This window comes from Arenibacter algicola (genome assembly GCF_000733925.1).
Lineage (GTDB): Bacteria > Bacteroidota > Bacteroidia > Flavobacteriales > Flavobacteriaceae > Arenibacter > Arenibacter algicola.
In genome coordinates, this window is the sequence record NZ_JPOO01000003.1 from 1,534,912 (window position 1) to 1,552,521 (window position 17,610).

Genomic DNA, 17,610 nt, shown 5'->3' on the forward strand with positions numbered 1-17,610 from the left:
AACAAGATTATTAATAAAGAATCCTGAAAATAAGCAAAATATTGCTTAATCTCAGGATTCTTTTAATTATTACCCAATAAGACTATAATTTATGGATGTATTGCGCTAAGTCTACCAATTTATTGGAATATCCAGACTCGTTATCATACCAGGAAACAACTTTGAAGAATTTAGAATTCAATTCAATTCCAGCTCCAGCATCAAAAATACTGGTTCTAGCATCACCAATAAAATCCTGGGAAACAACTGCTTCTTCAGTATATCCCAAAATTCCTTTCAATTCTCCTTCAGAAGCCTTTTTAAATGCCTTCTTGATCTCCTCATAAGAAGTCTCCTTCTCCAAACGTACCGTTAAATCCACTACAGAAACATCGGCAGTTGGTACTCTAAAAGCCATACCTGTTAGTTTACCCAACAAGGATGGAATAACCTTGGTTACCGCCTTGGCAGCACCTGTTGAAGCTGGAATAATGTTCAATAGAGCACTTCTACCACCTCTCCAATCTTTTCTGGAAGGACCATCAACAGTCATTTGAGTAGCTGTTGTTGCGTGTACTGTAGTCATTAAAGCCTCTTCTATACCAAAACTATCGTTCAATACTTTTGCCAAAGGAGCCAAACAGTTGGTAGTACAGGAAGCATTTGAAACAATTGTATCGGATGCTTTAACTTCCTTATGGTTAACACCCATTACAAACATAGGAGCATTGCTGGAAGGAGCTGAAATAACCACTTTTTTGGCACCGCCATCTATATGATATTGTGCAGTTTCCAAAGTAGTAAAAATACCGGTACATTCCGCAACGATATCGGCGCCAACCTCATCCCACTTCAAATTCTTTGGATCCCTTTCAGCAGTAATCCTAACCATTTTACCGTTTACTACCAAATTACCATCCTTTACTTCAACGGTACCATTGAATTTTCCATGAACCGAATCATATTCCAACAAATAAGCAAGATGTTCCACATCCAGCAAATCGTTAATAGCAACTACATCTACATTATCTCTTTCTACGGTAGCTCTGAAGACCAATCTTCCAATTCTACCGAAACCGTTAATCCCTATTTTCAAGTTTGACATTTCTATTGTTTTTAATGTTTAAATTATGTTGTCATGATATCGGAAACCCTCATAAGCTCCTTATCAATTTTTGTATGTCCTTTTATTGCCTTACTGATCGGTGTTAGGGTAATTGTATTATCCTGTATTCCCACCATTAAGTTAGTTTTCCCTTCCAACAATGCCTCTACTGCCTTAACACCCATTCTACTTGCCAAAACACGATCGAAACAAGATGGCGCCCCACCTCTTTGCATATGTCCCAAAACGGATACGCGCACATCATAAATGGGAAGATGTTCTTCTACGTATTCTTTTAGTTCGAAAACATTTTTACCTGTTTTATCGCCTTCCGCTACCACCACTATACTGGATGATTTTCCGGATTGCTTACTGCGCTTCAAGGATTCCAACAATCTTTCGAGTCCCAAATTTTCCTCAGGAATCAAAATCTCTTCCGCTCCTGCACCAACTCCTGCATTTAAGGCGATGTGGCCTACATCACGACCCATAACCTCTACAAAGAACAGTCTATTGTGCGAACTGGCCGTATCCCTAATTTTATCGATACATTCAACGGCTGTATTCAAGGCCGTGTCAAATCCTAAGGTATAAGTAGTGCCAAAAATATCGTTGTCTATAGTTCCCGGGATTCCGATTACTGGAAAATCAAATTCCTTATTAAAGGTCAATGCGCCTGTAAAGCTACCATCTCCGCCAATAACCACAAATGCATCTATGCCCGCTTTTTTTAACTGATCGTAAGCTACTTGACGGCCTTCCTTGGTCCTAAATGGTAAACAACGGGCAGATTTAAGGATTGTACCGCCCTTGTTTATAATGTTGTTCACACTACGGGCATCCATTACCTTAAAATCACCTTCCATCATGCCTTCATATCCTCTATAGATACCAACGCATTCAACCTTCAAATAGGCACATGTACGTACTACTGCCCTAATAGCAGCATTCATTCCCGGTGAGTCTCCTCCTGATGTAAAAACACCAATCTTTTTTATTGCTGAAGCCATAAAAATTTTAAAAAAACAAAACTAGCAAACTTATTCCAATAATTACCCCACTTTGGCTTTAATTTGACGTCAACGGACCACTCCAACGTTTTCGTTGAATAATTTCTTGGAAATTGTTAAATTCATAATCAATTCTTCAGGAAAAGTGATTATTTAGAAATTGTCCAAAACAACCAAAAAGGTCAAAAAATACTCTTAATTCCTCCCTAAAATCTTACGCAATAGCTCTTTAAAACTGTCGAAGTCTACTTGATAGGAAAGTCCAACACCTTGGGTATATCCCTGACGATCTGCCAGAAATTGCTGGATTTCATTTTCCCGATTGAATATTTTGGCACTTAGGGTCCCTTCTTCGTTCAACAAAATCTGAACTTCTACGTCACCGGCAACTACGGTTTCCGTCACTCCACCTACCGGGACCCCTACCCTTCCATTGAGTAGAACCCTGTCACTAATCTGGGTAGACAAGGTTACCCCTAATCTATTCTCTGTCTGTATATCTGTAGTTCTATCCAAAATACCTTGTTCATAAGACAAGCCAAAATTTACTTTGTCATTGTCGCCCGCCAATAGTGAATTGAGTATTCCTGAGGCAGATTGAAGCAGATTCCCCGTAACGGCCTGTTGGTTTATGCCTGTCTGTTCATTTACAAAAGAGCCCTGTGCCAATAGAAAAAGGGCATTTTTTTCGGCTATGGTAGGATCTTGCAACCTGTATTCCAATTCGGATTTAACAATGGAGTTGGTACCAGGAAATTCTATCCTCCAATCTATAACCGGACTTTCCAGCTCTCCTGTGAGCCTTACCACCACATCGGTGGGTATTCGTCTTGTATATCCAGGATTGTCCAAGAGTGGGGCGGGATTGGCATTTAAGGAATATACGGCTTCCATATTTAATTGCGCCGCCAAGGGCTCCCTTTCCCAAGTAATATTACCTCCAGGCTTCACCTTAAAGGTCTTATCTATAATACCGCCAAACTTATAGCGAAACTGCCCCGTCACCACAACGAAGTCCCCGTACATATTAAATTTACCGTTGGTATTGATCTCTATAAACAAAATTCCCGCACCTGTCCCCCTCAAAGAACTGCCAGTTTTGGTATCTACAACTATTTCAACCTCCGCATCAGGGGTAACATCAAGGTTAAAGGCCAGCTCAAGACCCTCAACCTCCTTTAAAACCCGTTGCCCCTTTTCCGTATCCTCTACTTTCTTTCCCACAAAATTGATAAATGAAAAATCCCCAACGCTAACCACATCACTTATCGGGATTTTTAAGGAAGTACCCCTTGCCGTTTCCCCGTCTACATTGATCGTAAGGGCTGTGGTGGGTCCAAATATTCTTCCCGTACCATTTAAATACCCAGCGCCATAGTACAATACCTCCTCCTTAAACGGAGTATTGAGTATTAAGAAACGGTCATTATTGGTATCTACATCCAAATCCAAACTCCAATCCTTAAATAACCTATGGGTTATGGTACCATCCAAGGTTGCCTTGGTACTCATGGCCACATCGGTAAGTTTGATCTTCTGAAAATGAAAGGTCTGGTCCGATAACTTTACCCTGGAGTATGGCGCAAAACTATAATCCACATTTAAATAGGGAATAGCAATGCCGGCTTCATTTAAAGACAGTACACCGCTCCAATTGGGATTATTTATGGGCCCTTTTAAAATGGCGCTGCCCTGTAACAGGCCACGGATATTGGTAATAACGCCCTCTCCCAACGGACTAAATGGTTCCAGATTAAACTTATTGAAATCAACTATGAGATTTGTCTGGGGAATCTCCTCCCTGTTGGAGATATTTCCGACCACACTGAGCTTCTCAAACCCATTATCCACCAAGGAAGTGTTCACCACAAAATCGGTCAAATCCCTATTGCCTACTATTCCAATGGCCAAATCTCCCAAGGTAATATTATTGACCCCAAAGTTTTTGATATTCAAATTGGAGGAAGGCAAATAAACATTATCCTTCTGCAAAACGTTCAAGGTACCGTTTACCTCCCCATGCAACTTAAGACTATCTATTGCAGGCGTAATCTTACCCAGGGAAACAATCTTAAACTGGAGTTCGATATCCTTATAGGTTGAATCTGCCAGTTGTCCCCGTAACCTAATTTGCTCCTGTTCATTATTGTTCATTACTACCTCCTCTATAGTAATACTATCCAATGTTTTATTTAGGATTACCTTATTCTTGCTGTTGCCATCCTTGTTGAGTATCCATTTATTTCCTTTAAAACTAACATCGGAAGTTTTTAGACCAATAACAGATTTGTTCTCCTTATTGAAGGTATGGTAGAAATTGAGGTTGTAACTGTCATTATACTCGCTACCCCCTTTAAATTCCGTTCTAAAGAACAGGGTATCCTTTAAAGTGGTGTTTATCAGATTAAAATCTTTTACGTCATAGTAGGGCGTTGCTAGATCCCCAATAGAAACGTAGGTATTGAACAAGGGGTTCTTATTGTCTATCTTAACATCTATACTATCCAATTCATTACCATAGGCAACTATACTGGGCGATTTAAACGTTAGTTTAAAATCTCCTTCATCGGCAATAATATTACCCCTAATAAAGGTATTGGGATCAAACTTTACCTCTGGGAAAAACACGTCCACTATCTTGTTGTAGATTTTGAAATTGAAGGCCAATCTCTGATTTGCCGAAATATTGAACGGTCTGTAATTGGTGTAAATACTTCCCAAGGAATTTTGGAGCAACCTACCCAATTCCTTGACTCTAAAATTGCCCTTTAAATATCCCGTAATTATATCCGGCGAATTAATATCGATAATGCGGGTGCTGTCATTTTCAAAGGTAGATGAGACCTTAAAATCCTCAAAGTAGTAGGTTTCGTTCTTGTTCTGGTAATTGGTTTTGGTAAATTTTATATCCCCGACAATATTGTCCAAGGAATTCCCACTAATATCCATATTTATATCCCCCTTAAAAATGGATACACTATCATTTATAATATTTATCTTTTTAAGGTCGGCATAATCTACCGAGGCAATAAAATTGAAATTATTCCTGTTTTCCGCAAAATCGGCCAAGCCCTTAAAACTAAATTGCATATTTTCATCACTACATAAGAGGGAGCCATCAAAAAGCTGCTCTTTAAGAATCCCGGATACGTTGATATCCTTATAGTCGTAGCCATTAAAATTTATGGAATACACCTGCCCTATTACCTCGGTGTTTAAATATTCCATAACCATTCCCTTGCCTTCCACATTAAAATCCAGATTTGTAATACCCACCTTGTCGGATTCGATTAAATTTCCAAGATCAAAATCGATCAAAGACACAAAACCCTTGTAAGAGGCATCATCTATATGATCAATATCTGTAAGTTCCAGATCCACATAACTACTTCCAATGAGGGTATTTATGTTGGCTTTGGTATTAATTGAAGATTCGGTGATAAGGGCGTCTCCCCTAACCGTAAACTGGCCCAGTTTCTGAATTGAAGACGGCAACACATCCAAAATATTGGGAAGCAAGGCCCTAAGCTCGTAGTAACTGGAAGTAACATTCCTCATATTCGCTTCCAGCACAAAACCTACATCCTTTGTAAATAGGTTCTTGAAATTAAAATCCCCACGGATTCCCGTATTATCCGTTGTTAAAAAAAGGTCGTTCGTATTCAAATCGTTCAGCACCCCATCAACCATAGTAGAGAATGAGACAATGATATCACTTCCAAATTCATTATAGAGCAAGTTCACCTCATTTAAGGCTACGGTAGATTCTACGAATTCGGCATCAATTTTTACCTTGTTCAAAAAGTCCTTAAAATCCTCCCGTTCGTAATTGAATATCACCTTGCCCAATAAATTGGATTGAGGGGTCTTGATGCTGAGGGAGTCAAAACGCATCTGCTGTTTGGTATACTTGAATTCTGTGGCCATTTCATTCACGACCACTCCCCTTTTACTATTAAAGGACATCTTTTGAATATTGGCCGCCACATCCGGACCAACAATGGTAAAATCCGAAGCGGAAATATTAAGATCTACAAAATTCAACATTTCTGTTGTCTCCCTATTTTCGTCTATGAGCTTAAATTTACTATCGCTTATTTCTACGTCGGAGGAAGAAAAATAAAATGGCGGAGTCCCCGGGGCACGGGGTTTTTTATCGTCCAACTTATCAATAAACACCTCAAGATTGGTGCTCTTGTCATCCTGATAGGTTCTAAGTTTAAAATTGAGTCGCTCTATGGCTATATCGCCAAACTCCAATTTACCGTTCACCAAATTCCTAACGTTAAGGATGGAGGTACTTAAATTATCTATATAGAACAGGGTGTCCTGTTTGTAATCCTCAATATAAACGCCTTTGAGTGAAGTATCCCAGGAAATTAGGGAAATCCTTAAACGATCAATATTAATATTGGTGCCAAATTCCTTATTGATCTCTGTTGTGGCATACTTGGCAAAACGGGTCTGGACAAATGGCAAGGAAAGTATAACACTGCCCAAAACGCAAATAAGAACGAGCACCAAAAATACTCTGACCAGAATTTTTCTTAATTTTTTGATAGGGCTTTATGTTTTACCTTTGTACATTCAAATTTTATTCCAAACAAAGTGGATAATAAAACTATTTATATTTTAGCCATTGAATCCTCGTGCGATGACACTTCTGCCGCAGTATTGTGCGGCAATAGGACACTTAGCAATATTGTGGCCACGCAAAAAATACATGAGGAATACGGCGGGGTTGTTCCCGAACTCGCCTCACGGGCACACCAACAAAATATTGTACCTGTGGTGCACCAAGCATTAGCCAAAGCAAATATCGATAAAAAACAGTTATCCGCCATAGCTTTTACACGCGGACCAGGACTAATGGGATCTTTATTGGTAGGAACCTCTTTTGCCAAATCCCTTTCCTTGGGATTGGGTATTCCTTTAATTGAGGTAAACCATATGCAGGCCCATATTTTATCGCACTTTATTGAGGAAGAAAATTACAAAATGCCTTCCTTCCCCTTTTTGGCAATGACCATTAGTGGAGGACATACGCAAGTAGTATTGGTAAAGGATTACTTTGACATGGAAATTTTAGGCGAGTCCTTGGATGACGCGGTAGGGGAAGCCTATGACAAGAGTGCAAAAATATTGGGACTTCCATATCCAGGTGGCCCCCTGGTTGACAAATATGCCCAGTTGGGAAACCCCAAGGCTTTTCCATTTCCCAAGCCCAAGGTAGATGGATTAAACTTCAGTTTTAGCGGTCTAAAGACCAGTATTCTGTATTTTATACAGCGGGAAACAAAAAATAATCCAAATTTTATCGCTGAAAATTTAAACGATATCTGTGCTTCCATCCAATATACCATCATCAATATTCTAATGGATAAAATAAAGAAGGCCGTGAAGCAGACTGGTATAACACAAATAGCCATTGGCGGTGGAGTGTCTGCGAATTCGGGCATTAGACAGGCCCTTAAAAAGGCCGAGGAAAAATGGGGATGGACCACCTATATCCCAAAATTTGAATATTGTACGGATAATGCCGCCATGATTGGCATTGTAGGATATTTGAAATACAAAGAAATGGACTTTGTAGACCAAAGTATTACCGCCAAGGCGAGATACGTGATTGAATAACAAGGTGAAAGGTTCAAGGTTCAAGGTCCAAGGTCCAAGGTTCAAGGTTTAAGGTTTACTGAATATTGCTCCATTGCTTGATAGTCCTTGACTAGGACAAATGATTTTTTTGAATATGTATCTTGAAACCATAAAATATTATGGCATACAACGAACAATTTGCGCAACGAATAAGAGCCAGTTTTGAATTGCAGCCCCAAGCTGTGCGATCGAATATTACCGAAAAGAAAATGTTTGGTGGAATTGCCTTTTTATATTGTGGCAAAATGACCGTAGGCATTATAAAGGACAATCTTATGGTAAGGGTCATCTCCAGTAAAATGGATAGGATTCTGAGTTCTGAACACGTAAGGCCTATGGATTTCACAAACCGTCCCATGAAAGAGTTCGTCTATGTGTCCCAGGAGGGAATTGATACCGAGGAACAATTATTAAATTACATTGAATTAGGACTGGAACACGCCAAACAAAAACTGAATAAATTATAATCTTCACAACTAGAGCATGCAACTTTTCTACCATCCCGAATTAGAAAACAATACGGACCAATTTATTTTTCCTCCCGATGAAAGTCGGCATATTTCCAAAGTACTGAGGAAAAATGCGGGCGATATTTTGCAGATCACCAACGGCAAAGGGCTTTGGTTTGAAGCTGAGATTCTTGTTCCCGACCATAAAAAATGTAAGGCAAAAGTAGTTTCCCGAACCCAGGTACCGCCAAAACCGTATCAACTCCATATGGTTGTGGCCCCAACAAAACTTAACGACCGCTTTGAGTGGTTTTTGGAGAAGGCAACGGAAATTGGGGTTCATCAGATTACCCCCATTATTTGTGACCATTCCGAAAGAAAGGTCATTAAAATGGACAGAATGGAGAAAGTTATCCAAGCTGCCATGAAACAATCCCTACAATCCCATTTGCCACAATTAAATCCCGCTATTTCCTTTAAAGAATACATGACCCAACCTAAGAGTGGGGAACTTTACATAGCACATTGCGAGGAAGATAAAAAAACGGAACTGTCCCATTGCGCAGCTGCCAAAGAAAACACTACCATCTTAATTGGCCCGGAAGGCGATTTCTCTCCGGAAGAGATAAAATTGGCCTTGGACAACGGATTTGGGGCGGTTGCTTTGGGAAACACAAGGTTGCGCACAGAAACTGCAGCCATAGTGGCCTGTACCACCATTGCCTTAATTAACTTGTAATGCACAACTGGACATATCTTGGCGAGGTATAGTTTTATTAAGAATTAATATTCTTTGCCAAACCATGGAATGTTATACATGGCCCTTTTAGTTTTTTAACTGGTTAATATTCTTAAATTTGAATATCGTAATAGTCCGAGTGCATATGAAGCAGCTAGTTATAATATTATTGATATTCAATTTTTATATGACCGATAGTTCATACGCGCAGGAAATCGCCATTTTAAAATATGGTGGCGGAGGTGATTGGTACGCCAATCCTACAGGACTTCCTAACCTAATAAAATTCTGCAACCAACAACTTAGGACTACCATAGATCCCAAGCCGCAAACAGTGGAGGTAGGTAGCCCCAATATCTTTCAATATCCATTTATACATATGACCGGGCATGGAAACATATTTTTTTCAGGGGAGGAAGCAGAAAACCTAAGAACTTATTTACTGGCCGGCGGATTTTTACACATAGATGACAATTATGGAATGGAACCCTATCTGCGCAAAGAACTCGCCAAAGTATTTCCGGACAAGGAACTCATAGAATTAGGAGCAGATCACCCCATTTTTCGGCAACAATTCCAATTTCCAAAAGGATTGCCCAAGATACATGAACATGACGGCAAACGTCCACAGGCGTTTGGCATTTTCGAGCAAAACCGCCTAATACTTCTTTTTACATTTGAAAGCGACCTTGGGGACGGTTGGGAAGACCCTGAAGTGCATAACGACCCCCAAGAGGTCCGATTAAAGGCTTTACAAATGGGGGCCAATATTATCTCCTACGTTTTTAAAAGTTAAAATATGACATCAAAGACAATAGCAGAAGGTATTTTAAGGGCTCTTGGAGTTATTGTAGCCATTGTAATACTATTGGCTTTCCTATATAAAAATAGTGCCGTACTTATATACATAGCAATAGCTGCAGTTGCGAGCTTGATTGGACGGCCCATTGTTTTATTTTTTCGTCAGAAATTAAAATTCAACAATACGGTGGCTGTTATAATAACTATGATTTTCCTTGTAGGGGTCGTTGCCGGGGTAATTGCCCTATTTGTACCCTTGCTTATTCAACAGGGACAGAACCTATCCCTTCTTAACATAGATGCCTTACAGACCAATTTGGAGGACTTGTATCGCCAGCTCCTGCAATATATTGGGGTTAAATCCGAAGACTTGGAGCAAAGTATTAAAGATTCCCAGTTGTTTTCCAACCTTAACTTTGGAATTCTTCCAGATTTCCTAAACTCAATAATCGGCATATTGGGAAGTTTTAGCGTAGGACTATTTTCCGTACTTTTTATAGCCTTCTTCTTTTTAAAGGACAGTAAGCTTTTTGAAGCATCCATACTCACCCTAATCCCTGATAATAAGGAAAATAAATTTCAACATTCCATGGAAACCATCAAAAATTTGCTTTCCCGGTATTTTGTTGGCCTGGTGCTCCAAATCTTGATCCTGTTTGTCATTTACTCTATTGTCCTTTTCATTTTTGGAATCGAAAACGCTATAGTAATCGCCTTTCTCTGTGCCCTTTTAAACCTTATTCCCTACATAGGCCCTATTATTGGAGGCATATTAATGGCGGTTTTAACCATGACCAGTAACGTGGGAGCCGATTTTAGCAGTGTAATTTTACCAAAAACCGGCTATGTAATGATCGGTTTCATCATTGGCCAATTGGTAGACAACTTTTTCTCCCAGCCTTTTATCTTTTCGAACAGCGTAAAATCGCACCCTTTGGAAATTTTCCTGATCATCATTATTGGAGGTTTGCTCCTAGGAGTAACAGGAATGATTATAGCGGTACCTGGCTATACGGCGATAAAAGTGATCTTAAAGGAATTTTTTAATGAGAATAAAATTGTGAAATCCCTTACCAAAAATTTATAACCCCACCTTGAACAAAAATATACTAACATCTGAAATTCAATACTTTATAAACAAAAATTTAAGGACGGAACTTATAACTATTTTGTTAAAACCCTTGAACCTTGAAGGTGTTAGCAACAAGGAAATTGCAGAACAAATTGAAGCCAAGAACAGATGCTTGGATAAGCTTCCCACCTGGTTTGGCACTGAGAATATCTACTACCCCAACAAATTAAATATTGAACAGACTTCCTCCGAAACAACCGCCCAATATAAAGCCGGGATAATAAGTGGAACAGCACTATTGGACATGACCGGCGGCTTTGGGGTAGACAGTTATTTTTTCAGCCTCAATATAGGACAGGTACATCATTGTGAAATGAACATGGAACTATCCCAAATAGCGGCACACAACTTTAAGGTTTTGGGCAGGACCAATATTTTTACCCATGCCATGGATGGCATAGATTTTTTAAAAAATTCGAAAGTTGAGTTTGACTGGGTATTTATAGATCCTTCCCGTAGAAATGATGCCAAAGGGAAGGTTTTTTTATTGTCGGATTGTATTCCGAACGTACCGGATAATCTAGATGCTATTTTGTCCAAGGCGAAGAAAATAATGATAAAAACCTCCCCTCTGCTGGACCTATCGGCCGGCCTTCGGGAGTTGCACTTCGTAAAGGAAATACACATTGTTGCGGTTAAAAATGAAGTAAAGGAAATCCTATGGATATTGGAACAGGGCTATGATAATGAAGTTTTGGTAAAAACGGCAAACCTTGGCGGATCAGAAATGGAAAAGTTCAACTTTTCACTTGATGATGAAAAAATAGCGCACTCCAATTACTCGGACCCCCTTGAATATTTATACGAGCCCAATTCGGCCATTCTAAAGTCGGGGGCCTTTAAGACCGTAGGGGATAAATTCAATATGTATAAGTTACATGATCACTCGCATTTATACACCCAAAATCAATTATTGGATTTTCCTGGCAGGAGGTTTAAAGTTATCAAGACCATTCCCTTCAATAAAAAAGAATTACAAAGACTGGAATTAAAAAAAGCAAATATTACCATTCGGAATTTTCCGATAAGTGTGGCGGAAATAAGGAAGAAATTTAAGATTAAGGATGGTGGGGAGGTCTATCTGTTTTTTACCACCAACCCGAAGGGTGAAAAAATTGTGGTTGAATGCCACAAAATTTAAGCGAGTGGGAACGTGCTGCACTAAACAAAACTAGGTGACTTCACTCCCCGATACAATTCGGGACGTTACAAAAAAGCAACTCCTATTAAAGTGACTGGATCAGTCGTATCAAGGCCTATCACTATTACTTAAATAACGAATCGCAATAACATTAATACAAAGTCTAACAGTTAAGAGATGGAGTGCTTGGGTGTCCAAGAAATCTTATTTTTCCGAGCCAAGGTTTGCGCTTTCTACCACTTTTGGCTTCTCCTTTCTAGGGGAAGGTGGATTCTCGACCAGGAGCCGAGGAGTCGGAAGGTATTGGATTTTAGACTACTGTAATAATAATCCCTGACACGCCGTTAATCGCAATCCCATTTAAAATTGGCCACCTTGTCATTGGAGGCAGTACCCAAATTGTAATGCCACCACTCCGTTCTTATGGACCAAAATCCATATTTTTCCATGGTTTCCTTTAACAACAACCTATTATCCAGGACATTCCTAGGTAGATCCAAATTGTCATGGTAAGCCCTTTTTCCAAAAAAATCAAAATCGGTCCCCATATCCAATTCTTCCCCATCCAAGGTGGTCAAAGTAATATCAACAGCACCGCCTTTATTATGTATAGATCCCTTAACAGGGTCGGCAACGTACTGCGGATTGGGGACTATGGCCCACATTTTATATTGTACGTCGTTTGGGCGATAACAGTCAAAGAACTTTATTTTAAATCCTTTGTCCATAAATTCCTTGTTGGCCAAAAGCAGTGCCCGGGCCGTTTTAACCCTAGTGTAACATTCCGCACAATCGTAGACCTTGGCCTTTAAAAAATTATTTTCTGTGGCATAGCGCAGGTCGTACACAAAATCCTCGCTATAATCGGCCAACCTTACAAACAAAGTGTCCGCAAGACCGTCCAGGGATTTAAGATTGGTTTTGGGAACTTCCTCTTTCATCACTTTCCGCATTTTTACGGAATCCTTCACCTCAACCGACTTTTCCACATCTTCCTTTGGATTCTTGTTCACCACAACTTCCTTACAACCAAAAGAAAGGGTCAATGCCAAAAGTACCATTCCCTTAAAAACCACATGCTTCCTATCCATATATTATATTGCCAATTTTTATTCCAATCATCCCCCTCTATTTATCAGCTCCGCCATAACAAATAAACAAAAAAAGCCCCGAAACTGGGGCTTTTTATAAATCTAATAGGTACCAAAAACAATTAATGATCCTTCCCTATTATTATCAATTTTTAGGAGGCCTAAGTTAAAAGATTGCCCTTTTCATCCCAAGTAGCTATCTCGTTTCTTGTACTATGATCGATACATTTGGCTACCCATTCTGGATCATAGGCTACCCCGTGCTGTTCTAACACATCCTCCGGAACTCCATCCCATACGTTGGGCGTATTTCCCTTATAGCCCAGTTCGGCAACTCCCACTTTTGAGGAATAATAGCCACAAACCGTTAATCCGCGCATCAAATAGAAGAACTGTATTTCGAGCGGTTGCACGTCCAATGGTTTATCTATATCATGATAGCAAATGGTATCCAATATCTGCTTTTGCTGATCCAAGGTGGCCAATTTAAATTCGGTTCCAAAATCGGCATTGCTCTTATGGTCCAACCACATAAGCCCCCCTTTAAGGGTCAGTTGCAGTTCAGGGATGTCCTTGCCCATAAACTCTATAAATTCCGGGACCTCTGCCTCAATAGGCCCACCATTAGGTTCCCTGGGAGGAAGTATTATCGTGCTCAATACTGCTATGGTTTCCATCTCATGTTCGGTAAAGAGCTGTTCCGCATTTAATTTTTCAATAAGTTCCAACTCCTCTGGGGTACGACCAAAATAATGGGTGTTTTCGGCCGCTGCTACGGCTTCCTTTGCTGTATCGGTTCCATCTGTCTTACAGCCATGAAAGGCCAAGGCAGATGCGCCCGCACCTAAAATTATTGTCTGTATACTCTTTCTTCTATCCATGGTCTAGATATTTTGCTGTTTTAATTGTTCAATAATATAATCACTGGCGCGCCAAGATAATGCCAAAATGGTCCAGGTACAGTTCTTATCCGCCTGGGAGGTAAAAGGTCCCGCATCCACTATAAATACATTCTGTACATCGTGCAATTGATTGAATTTATTAGTGACCGATGTTTTGGGATCATTGCCCATTCTGGTGGTTCCTACTTCGTGGATTATACGCCCGGGAGCTTCAAGCCCGTAATCGCGATCCTTGCCCGGCTTTTCCCCTAAAGGCTCTGCCCCTATATTGTGGAAAATCTCTTCAAAGGTATCCTGCATATGCTTGGCCTGATTTTTCTCAAACTCGGACCATTTGTAATTAAACTTCAATACCGGAATACCAAATTGATCCACTGTGGTAGGGTCTATCTCACAATAATTCTCCTTACGGGCAATGCCTTCGCCCCTACCGGCAATACCTAGTACGGATCCGTAATATTTTTTAACATCGTCCCGTAAGCTATCTCCATAGCCCCCTACTTTGAGCCCGAAGAACTTATTGAATTCATTGGGGTTAAAACTAAAACCATAGCCAGGCATCTTCATACCACCGCCTACTTCGATATGGTAGCCTCTTGGAAAATCCAACTTGGAGTTATCCCCCCACCAAGGAGAATACACATGGTTACTGCCCACTCCGTCTTCATTATAGGATACTTTTCTGTTCATCAAGGCCGGAACAAAAGCAGCTCTACTGGCACCGGTAGAATCGTGCAAATATTTACCAACCAGATCACTGCTATTGCCCAATCCGTTAGGATGTTGTTTACTTTTCGAATTTAAAAGAATACGGGCAGAACTACAGGCGGAAGCCGCCAAAACCACAACCTTGCCTCTTAATTTATACTCTTTTCTATCATCCTTACTAATATACGATACCCCTGTTGCCTTGCCTTCTTCGTCGGTAGTCACTTCCCTTACCACACAATTGACGAATAATTTGATACGCCCCCCGCTTTTTTGGGCAGGGAATATTAAACAACTTCCTGATGAGAAATCGGCATAGACGGAACAGGAACGGGAACATTGTCCGCAGTAAAAACACACACCACGCTCCGCATTAATTCTTTTGGTAAGCATGGAAAGTCTACCTGGAATAGTAGGTATTCCCGCCTTTTTGGCTCCATTTATATAGAAAATTTCATGTAATCTTGGTTTTGGCGGAGGAAGGAAAAAACCATCTGGATCATTTTCCAGTCCTTCATTGGTACCAAACACCCCGATCAATTTATCTACCTTGTCGTAATACGGTTTTACATCCTCATAACCTATAGGCCAATCCTCACCATGACCGTCCCTGGACTTCCCCTTAAAATCCTTTGGTCCAAAACGCAGGGAAATCCTCCCCCAGTGGTTGGTACGCCCCCCCAACATATGTGATCGGAACCAATCGAATTCGGTACCAGGCTCACGGGTATAAGGTTCCCCTTCTATCTCCCAACCGCCATATGCAGCATCAAATTCCCCAAATGCCCGGGTGGTACCCCTTCCCCTTCTAGGCGATTCGTAATTCCATTTTAACTGATTCATGGTTTTCGGGTCTGCCGGGTCAAAAAATGGCCCAGCCTCGACCACCGCAACATTGAGGCCGGCATCTGCCAACTGCTTTGTGGCCATACCGCCACCTGCACCCGAACCAACAATTATTACATCATAAATTTCTGAGGATTCTTTTATCTGCATTTTTGGAATGAATTAATTATGAACTTCAATATAGATTTAAAACGAAATTAAATTAGAATTTTTTATTCAAACAACCTCAAAATTCATGTATTTTGACATAAAACCATCAATAATTGATAATATATCATTAGAAGGGGCAAATCCTTGTAATTATCATTTAGGATTACAGCCCAATTCCTTTTTATAGCACTGCATGGCAGAAAAAAAATATGACTATTGGTTCTTTTTCCCAGCAAGCTGCTTCCCAACAGCCAATAAACAAAAAGGCCTCCGTGAAGAGGCTTTTTAAGTCAATTTCAATAAATGGAATCGATAATATTACAAACCTTCCAAATACCTTAAACTCTTGGGTACCTGTTCCACCACCCTGGAACATTCGTCCTCTAAGAACATGTACTTGATGCCCAACTTCTTAGCTTCGGCAACAACACCGGCGATATCTACTTCCCCGGTTCCCAAAACCACATTAGTTTCTACATCGGCATGGCCGGTATTATCTTTTTTAGTACCTTTTTCCATATCCTTTAAATGCAATAAAATGAATTTGGAAGGATACTTTTTAAGCAATTTTAGGGGATCCTCACCTCCGTGATGCACCCAGTAAACATCCATTTCAAAATCGAAATATTTGGCATTCTGCGCCATATAATCAAATAGGGTCCCGTCCTTATAGGGCCTAAATTCAAATCCATGGGCATGATATGCCAACTTTATTCCATTATCCCTTAAAATCTTTCCAGCCCTGTTAAATACCTCAACGGCCTTTTGGGTATCCGAAATATCAAAATTGTTGCCATCGTGAGGGATCCAGGCGCACATCACATAGGTAGCTCCATAACTTTTGGCCTTTTTAACAACCTCCTCCGGCGCATTTGCCAAATCGTTGAATCCAGCACCAACACTGACCACCTTTAAGTTATTTTTGGCAAGCAGCCCCTTAAACTCTTCCTCTGGCATCCCGTAGCTATCCCCTCCTTCCAGAACGGTAATACCCCAGTCGTTTATCAATTTTAAGGTACTGGGAATATCTTCCTTAAACTGATTTCTAAGGCTGTACAATTGTAATCCCACCTCTTGGGCCAAAACATTTGTAGTTCCGAAAAAAACTATTGCTATTAAAAATAGCCATAGAAGTTGTAGTTTTTTCATAGTGTGTAGAATTACTTATATTCTTTAAACAACTTAACACTCTCTAGGTTAGCAAATTACCTTCATCATCCCATTCCGCCATATCATTGCGCTTACTTTGGTCCACACATTTGGCAAGCCATTCGGGATCATAGGATTTCCCATGCTTGGCCAACACATCTTCCGGCACTCCGTCCCAAACGTTGGGGGAATTACCTTTATACCCTAAATCCTCAATACCTTCCTTGGAGGTATAATATCCTGTTACGGTTAAATTGCGAATCAGGGAAAAGAATTGTTGCTCATATGTTGGATTTTCCTTGTCCGGAAAGGCAATGGCATCCAAAATCTCCTTTTGCTGTGCCTCGGTAGCGGTTTTAAATTCCACTCCATAATCCTTATTACTTTTGTGGTCCAACCACATTAGCCCCCCTTGCAACGGGGTTTGATAAGCGGGGATATCCTTGGCCATGAATTCAATAAAATCGGGCACTCCGGCATCGGTAGCACTGCCATAGGTTCCGTTGGCAGGTAAAATTAAAGCACATAAAACACCCAAAGTGGCCATTTCATGTTCATTAAAAAACTGTTCTGCGTAAAGTTTTTTCAGCAATTCTTTTTCTTCCGGGGTTCTCCCAAAATGTTTTTCTTCCTGTACCAAGGCCTCTGCCGCTCCGGCCTCGCCTTCTGTTCCCGGCTTACATCCATTTATGGCCAATCCGCCTGCTACACCACCAAGAATAATGGACTTTATACTTTTTCTTCTATCCATAA

General features: G+C 40.4%; 14 protein-coding genes. 6 read left to right on the forward strand and 8 right to left on the reverse strand.

From position 1 onward, the window contains the following. Positions 1-82: 82 nt before the first annotated feature. The 3 genes from gap to U735_RS0117070 all read right to left on the reverse strand — a co-directional run bounded on the left by gap (position 83) and on the right by U735_RS0117070 (position 6,615). Positions 83-1,084, reverse strand: coding sequence for a type I glyceraldehyde-3-phosphate dehydrogenase (gene gap, locus U735_RS0117060; protein WP_031444986.1), 1,002 nt, complete (start codon positions 1,082-1,084; stop codon positions 83-85). 23 nt (positions 1,085-1,107) lie between these two features. After that, the gene (pfkA, locus tag U735_RS0117065; RefSeq protein ID WP_031444987.1) at positions 1,108-2,094 is read right to left on the reverse strand and encodes a 6-phosphofructokinase; all 987 of its coding nucleotides are present in this window, start codon (positions 2,092-2,094) and stop codon (positions 1,108-1,110) included. 195 nt (positions 2,095-2,289) lie between these two features. Continuing rightward, positions 2,290-6,615, reverse strand: coding sequence for a translocation/assembly module TamB domain-containing protein (locus U735_RS0117070; RefSeq protein WP_316933022.1), 4,326 nt, complete (start codon positions 6,613-6,615; stop codon positions 2,290-2,292). A gap of 87 nt (positions 6,616-6,702) precedes the next feature. Here U735_RS0117070 and tsaD point away from each other — a divergent pair, with 87 nt between their 5' ends. The 6 genes from tsaD to U735_RS0117100 all read left to right on the forward strand — a co-directional run bounded on the left by tsaD (position 6,703) and on the right by U735_RS0117100 (position 12,011). Next, positions 6,703-7,728, forward strand: a complete 1,026-nt coding sequence (gene tsaD / locus U735_RS0117075; protein ID WP_031444989.1) for a tRNA (adenosine(37)-N6)-threonylcarbamoyltransferase complex transferase subunit TsaD — start codon at positions 6,703-6,705, stop codon at positions 7,726-7,728. 140 nt (positions 7,729-7,868) lie between these two features. Continuing rightward, complete coding sequence (locus U735_RS0117080; protein WP_031444990.1) at positions 7,869-8,216, forward strand: TfoX/Sxy family protein; 348 nt, start codon at positions 7,869-7,871, stop codon at positions 8,214-8,216. Between the two features lie 16 nt (positions 8,217-8,232). Beyond that, positions 8,233-8,937: a 16S rRNA (uracil(1498)-N(3))-methyltransferase gene (locus tag U735_RS0117085; protein ID WP_031444991.1), complete on the forward strand. Its 705-nt coding sequence runs from the start codon at positions 8,233-8,235 to the stop codon at positions 8,935-8,937. A 145-nt stretch (positions 8,938-9,082) separates the two neighbouring features. After that, on the forward strand, positions 9,083-9,733 hold the full coding sequence (locus U735_RS0117090) for a DUF4159 domain-containing protein (protein ID WP_031444992.1): 651 nt from the start codon (positions 9,083-9,085) through the stop codon (positions 9,731-9,733). Between the two features lie 3 nt (positions 9,734-9,736). Further along, positions 9,737-10,825 (forward strand): AI-2E family transporter, encoded by a 1,089-nt coding sequence (locus U735_RS0117095; RefSeq protein WP_031444993.1) that lies wholly within the window; start codon positions 9,737-9,739, stop codon positions 10,823-10,825. Positions 10,826-10,832: 7 nt separating this feature from the next. After that, a complete protein-coding gene (locus U735_RS0117100; RefSeq protein ID WP_031444994.1) occupies positions 10,833-12,011 on the forward strand; it encodes a THUMP-like domain-containing protein in 1,179 nt (392 codons plus the stop codon). 344 nt (positions 12,012-12,355) lie between these two features. Here U735_RS0117100 and U735_RS0117105 read toward each other — a convergent pair whose 3' ends face one another. The 5 genes from U735_RS0117105 to U735_RS0117125 form a co-directional block, all read right to left on the reverse strand. Further along, on the reverse strand, positions 12,356-13,102 hold the full coding sequence (locus U735_RS0117105; RefSeq protein ID WP_083260521.1) for a M15 family metallopeptidase: 747 nt from the start codon (positions 13,100-13,102) through the stop codon (positions 12,356-12,358). A gap of 161 nt (positions 13,103-13,263) precedes the next feature. Then, positions 13,264-13,983, reverse strand: coding sequence for a gluconate 2-dehydrogenase subunit 3 family protein (locus U735_RS0117110; protein WP_031444996.1), 720 nt, complete (start codon positions 13,981-13,983; stop codon positions 13,264-13,266). Positions 13,984-13,986: 3 nt separating this feature from the next. Then, complete coding sequence (locus U735_RS0117115; RefSeq protein WP_031444997.1) at positions 13,987-15,708, reverse strand: GMC family oxidoreductase; 1,722 nt, start codon at positions 15,706-15,708, stop codon at positions 13,987-13,989. Between the two features lie 318 nt (positions 15,709-16,026). After that, positions 16,027-16,857 (reverse strand): sugar phosphate isomerase/epimerase family protein, encoded by an 831-nt coding sequence (locus U735_RS0117120; protein ID WP_031444998.1) that lies wholly within the window; start codon positions 16,855-16,857, stop codon positions 16,027-16,029. A 43-nt stretch (positions 16,858-16,900) separates the two neighbouring features. Then, positions 16,901-17,608 (reverse strand): gluconate 2-dehydrogenase subunit 3 family protein, encoded by a 708-nt coding sequence (locus U735_RS0117125; RefSeq protein WP_031444999.1) that lies wholly within the window; start codon positions 17,606-17,608, stop codon positions 16,901-16,903. Between the last annotated feature and the right edge of the window lie 2 nt (positions 17,609-17,610).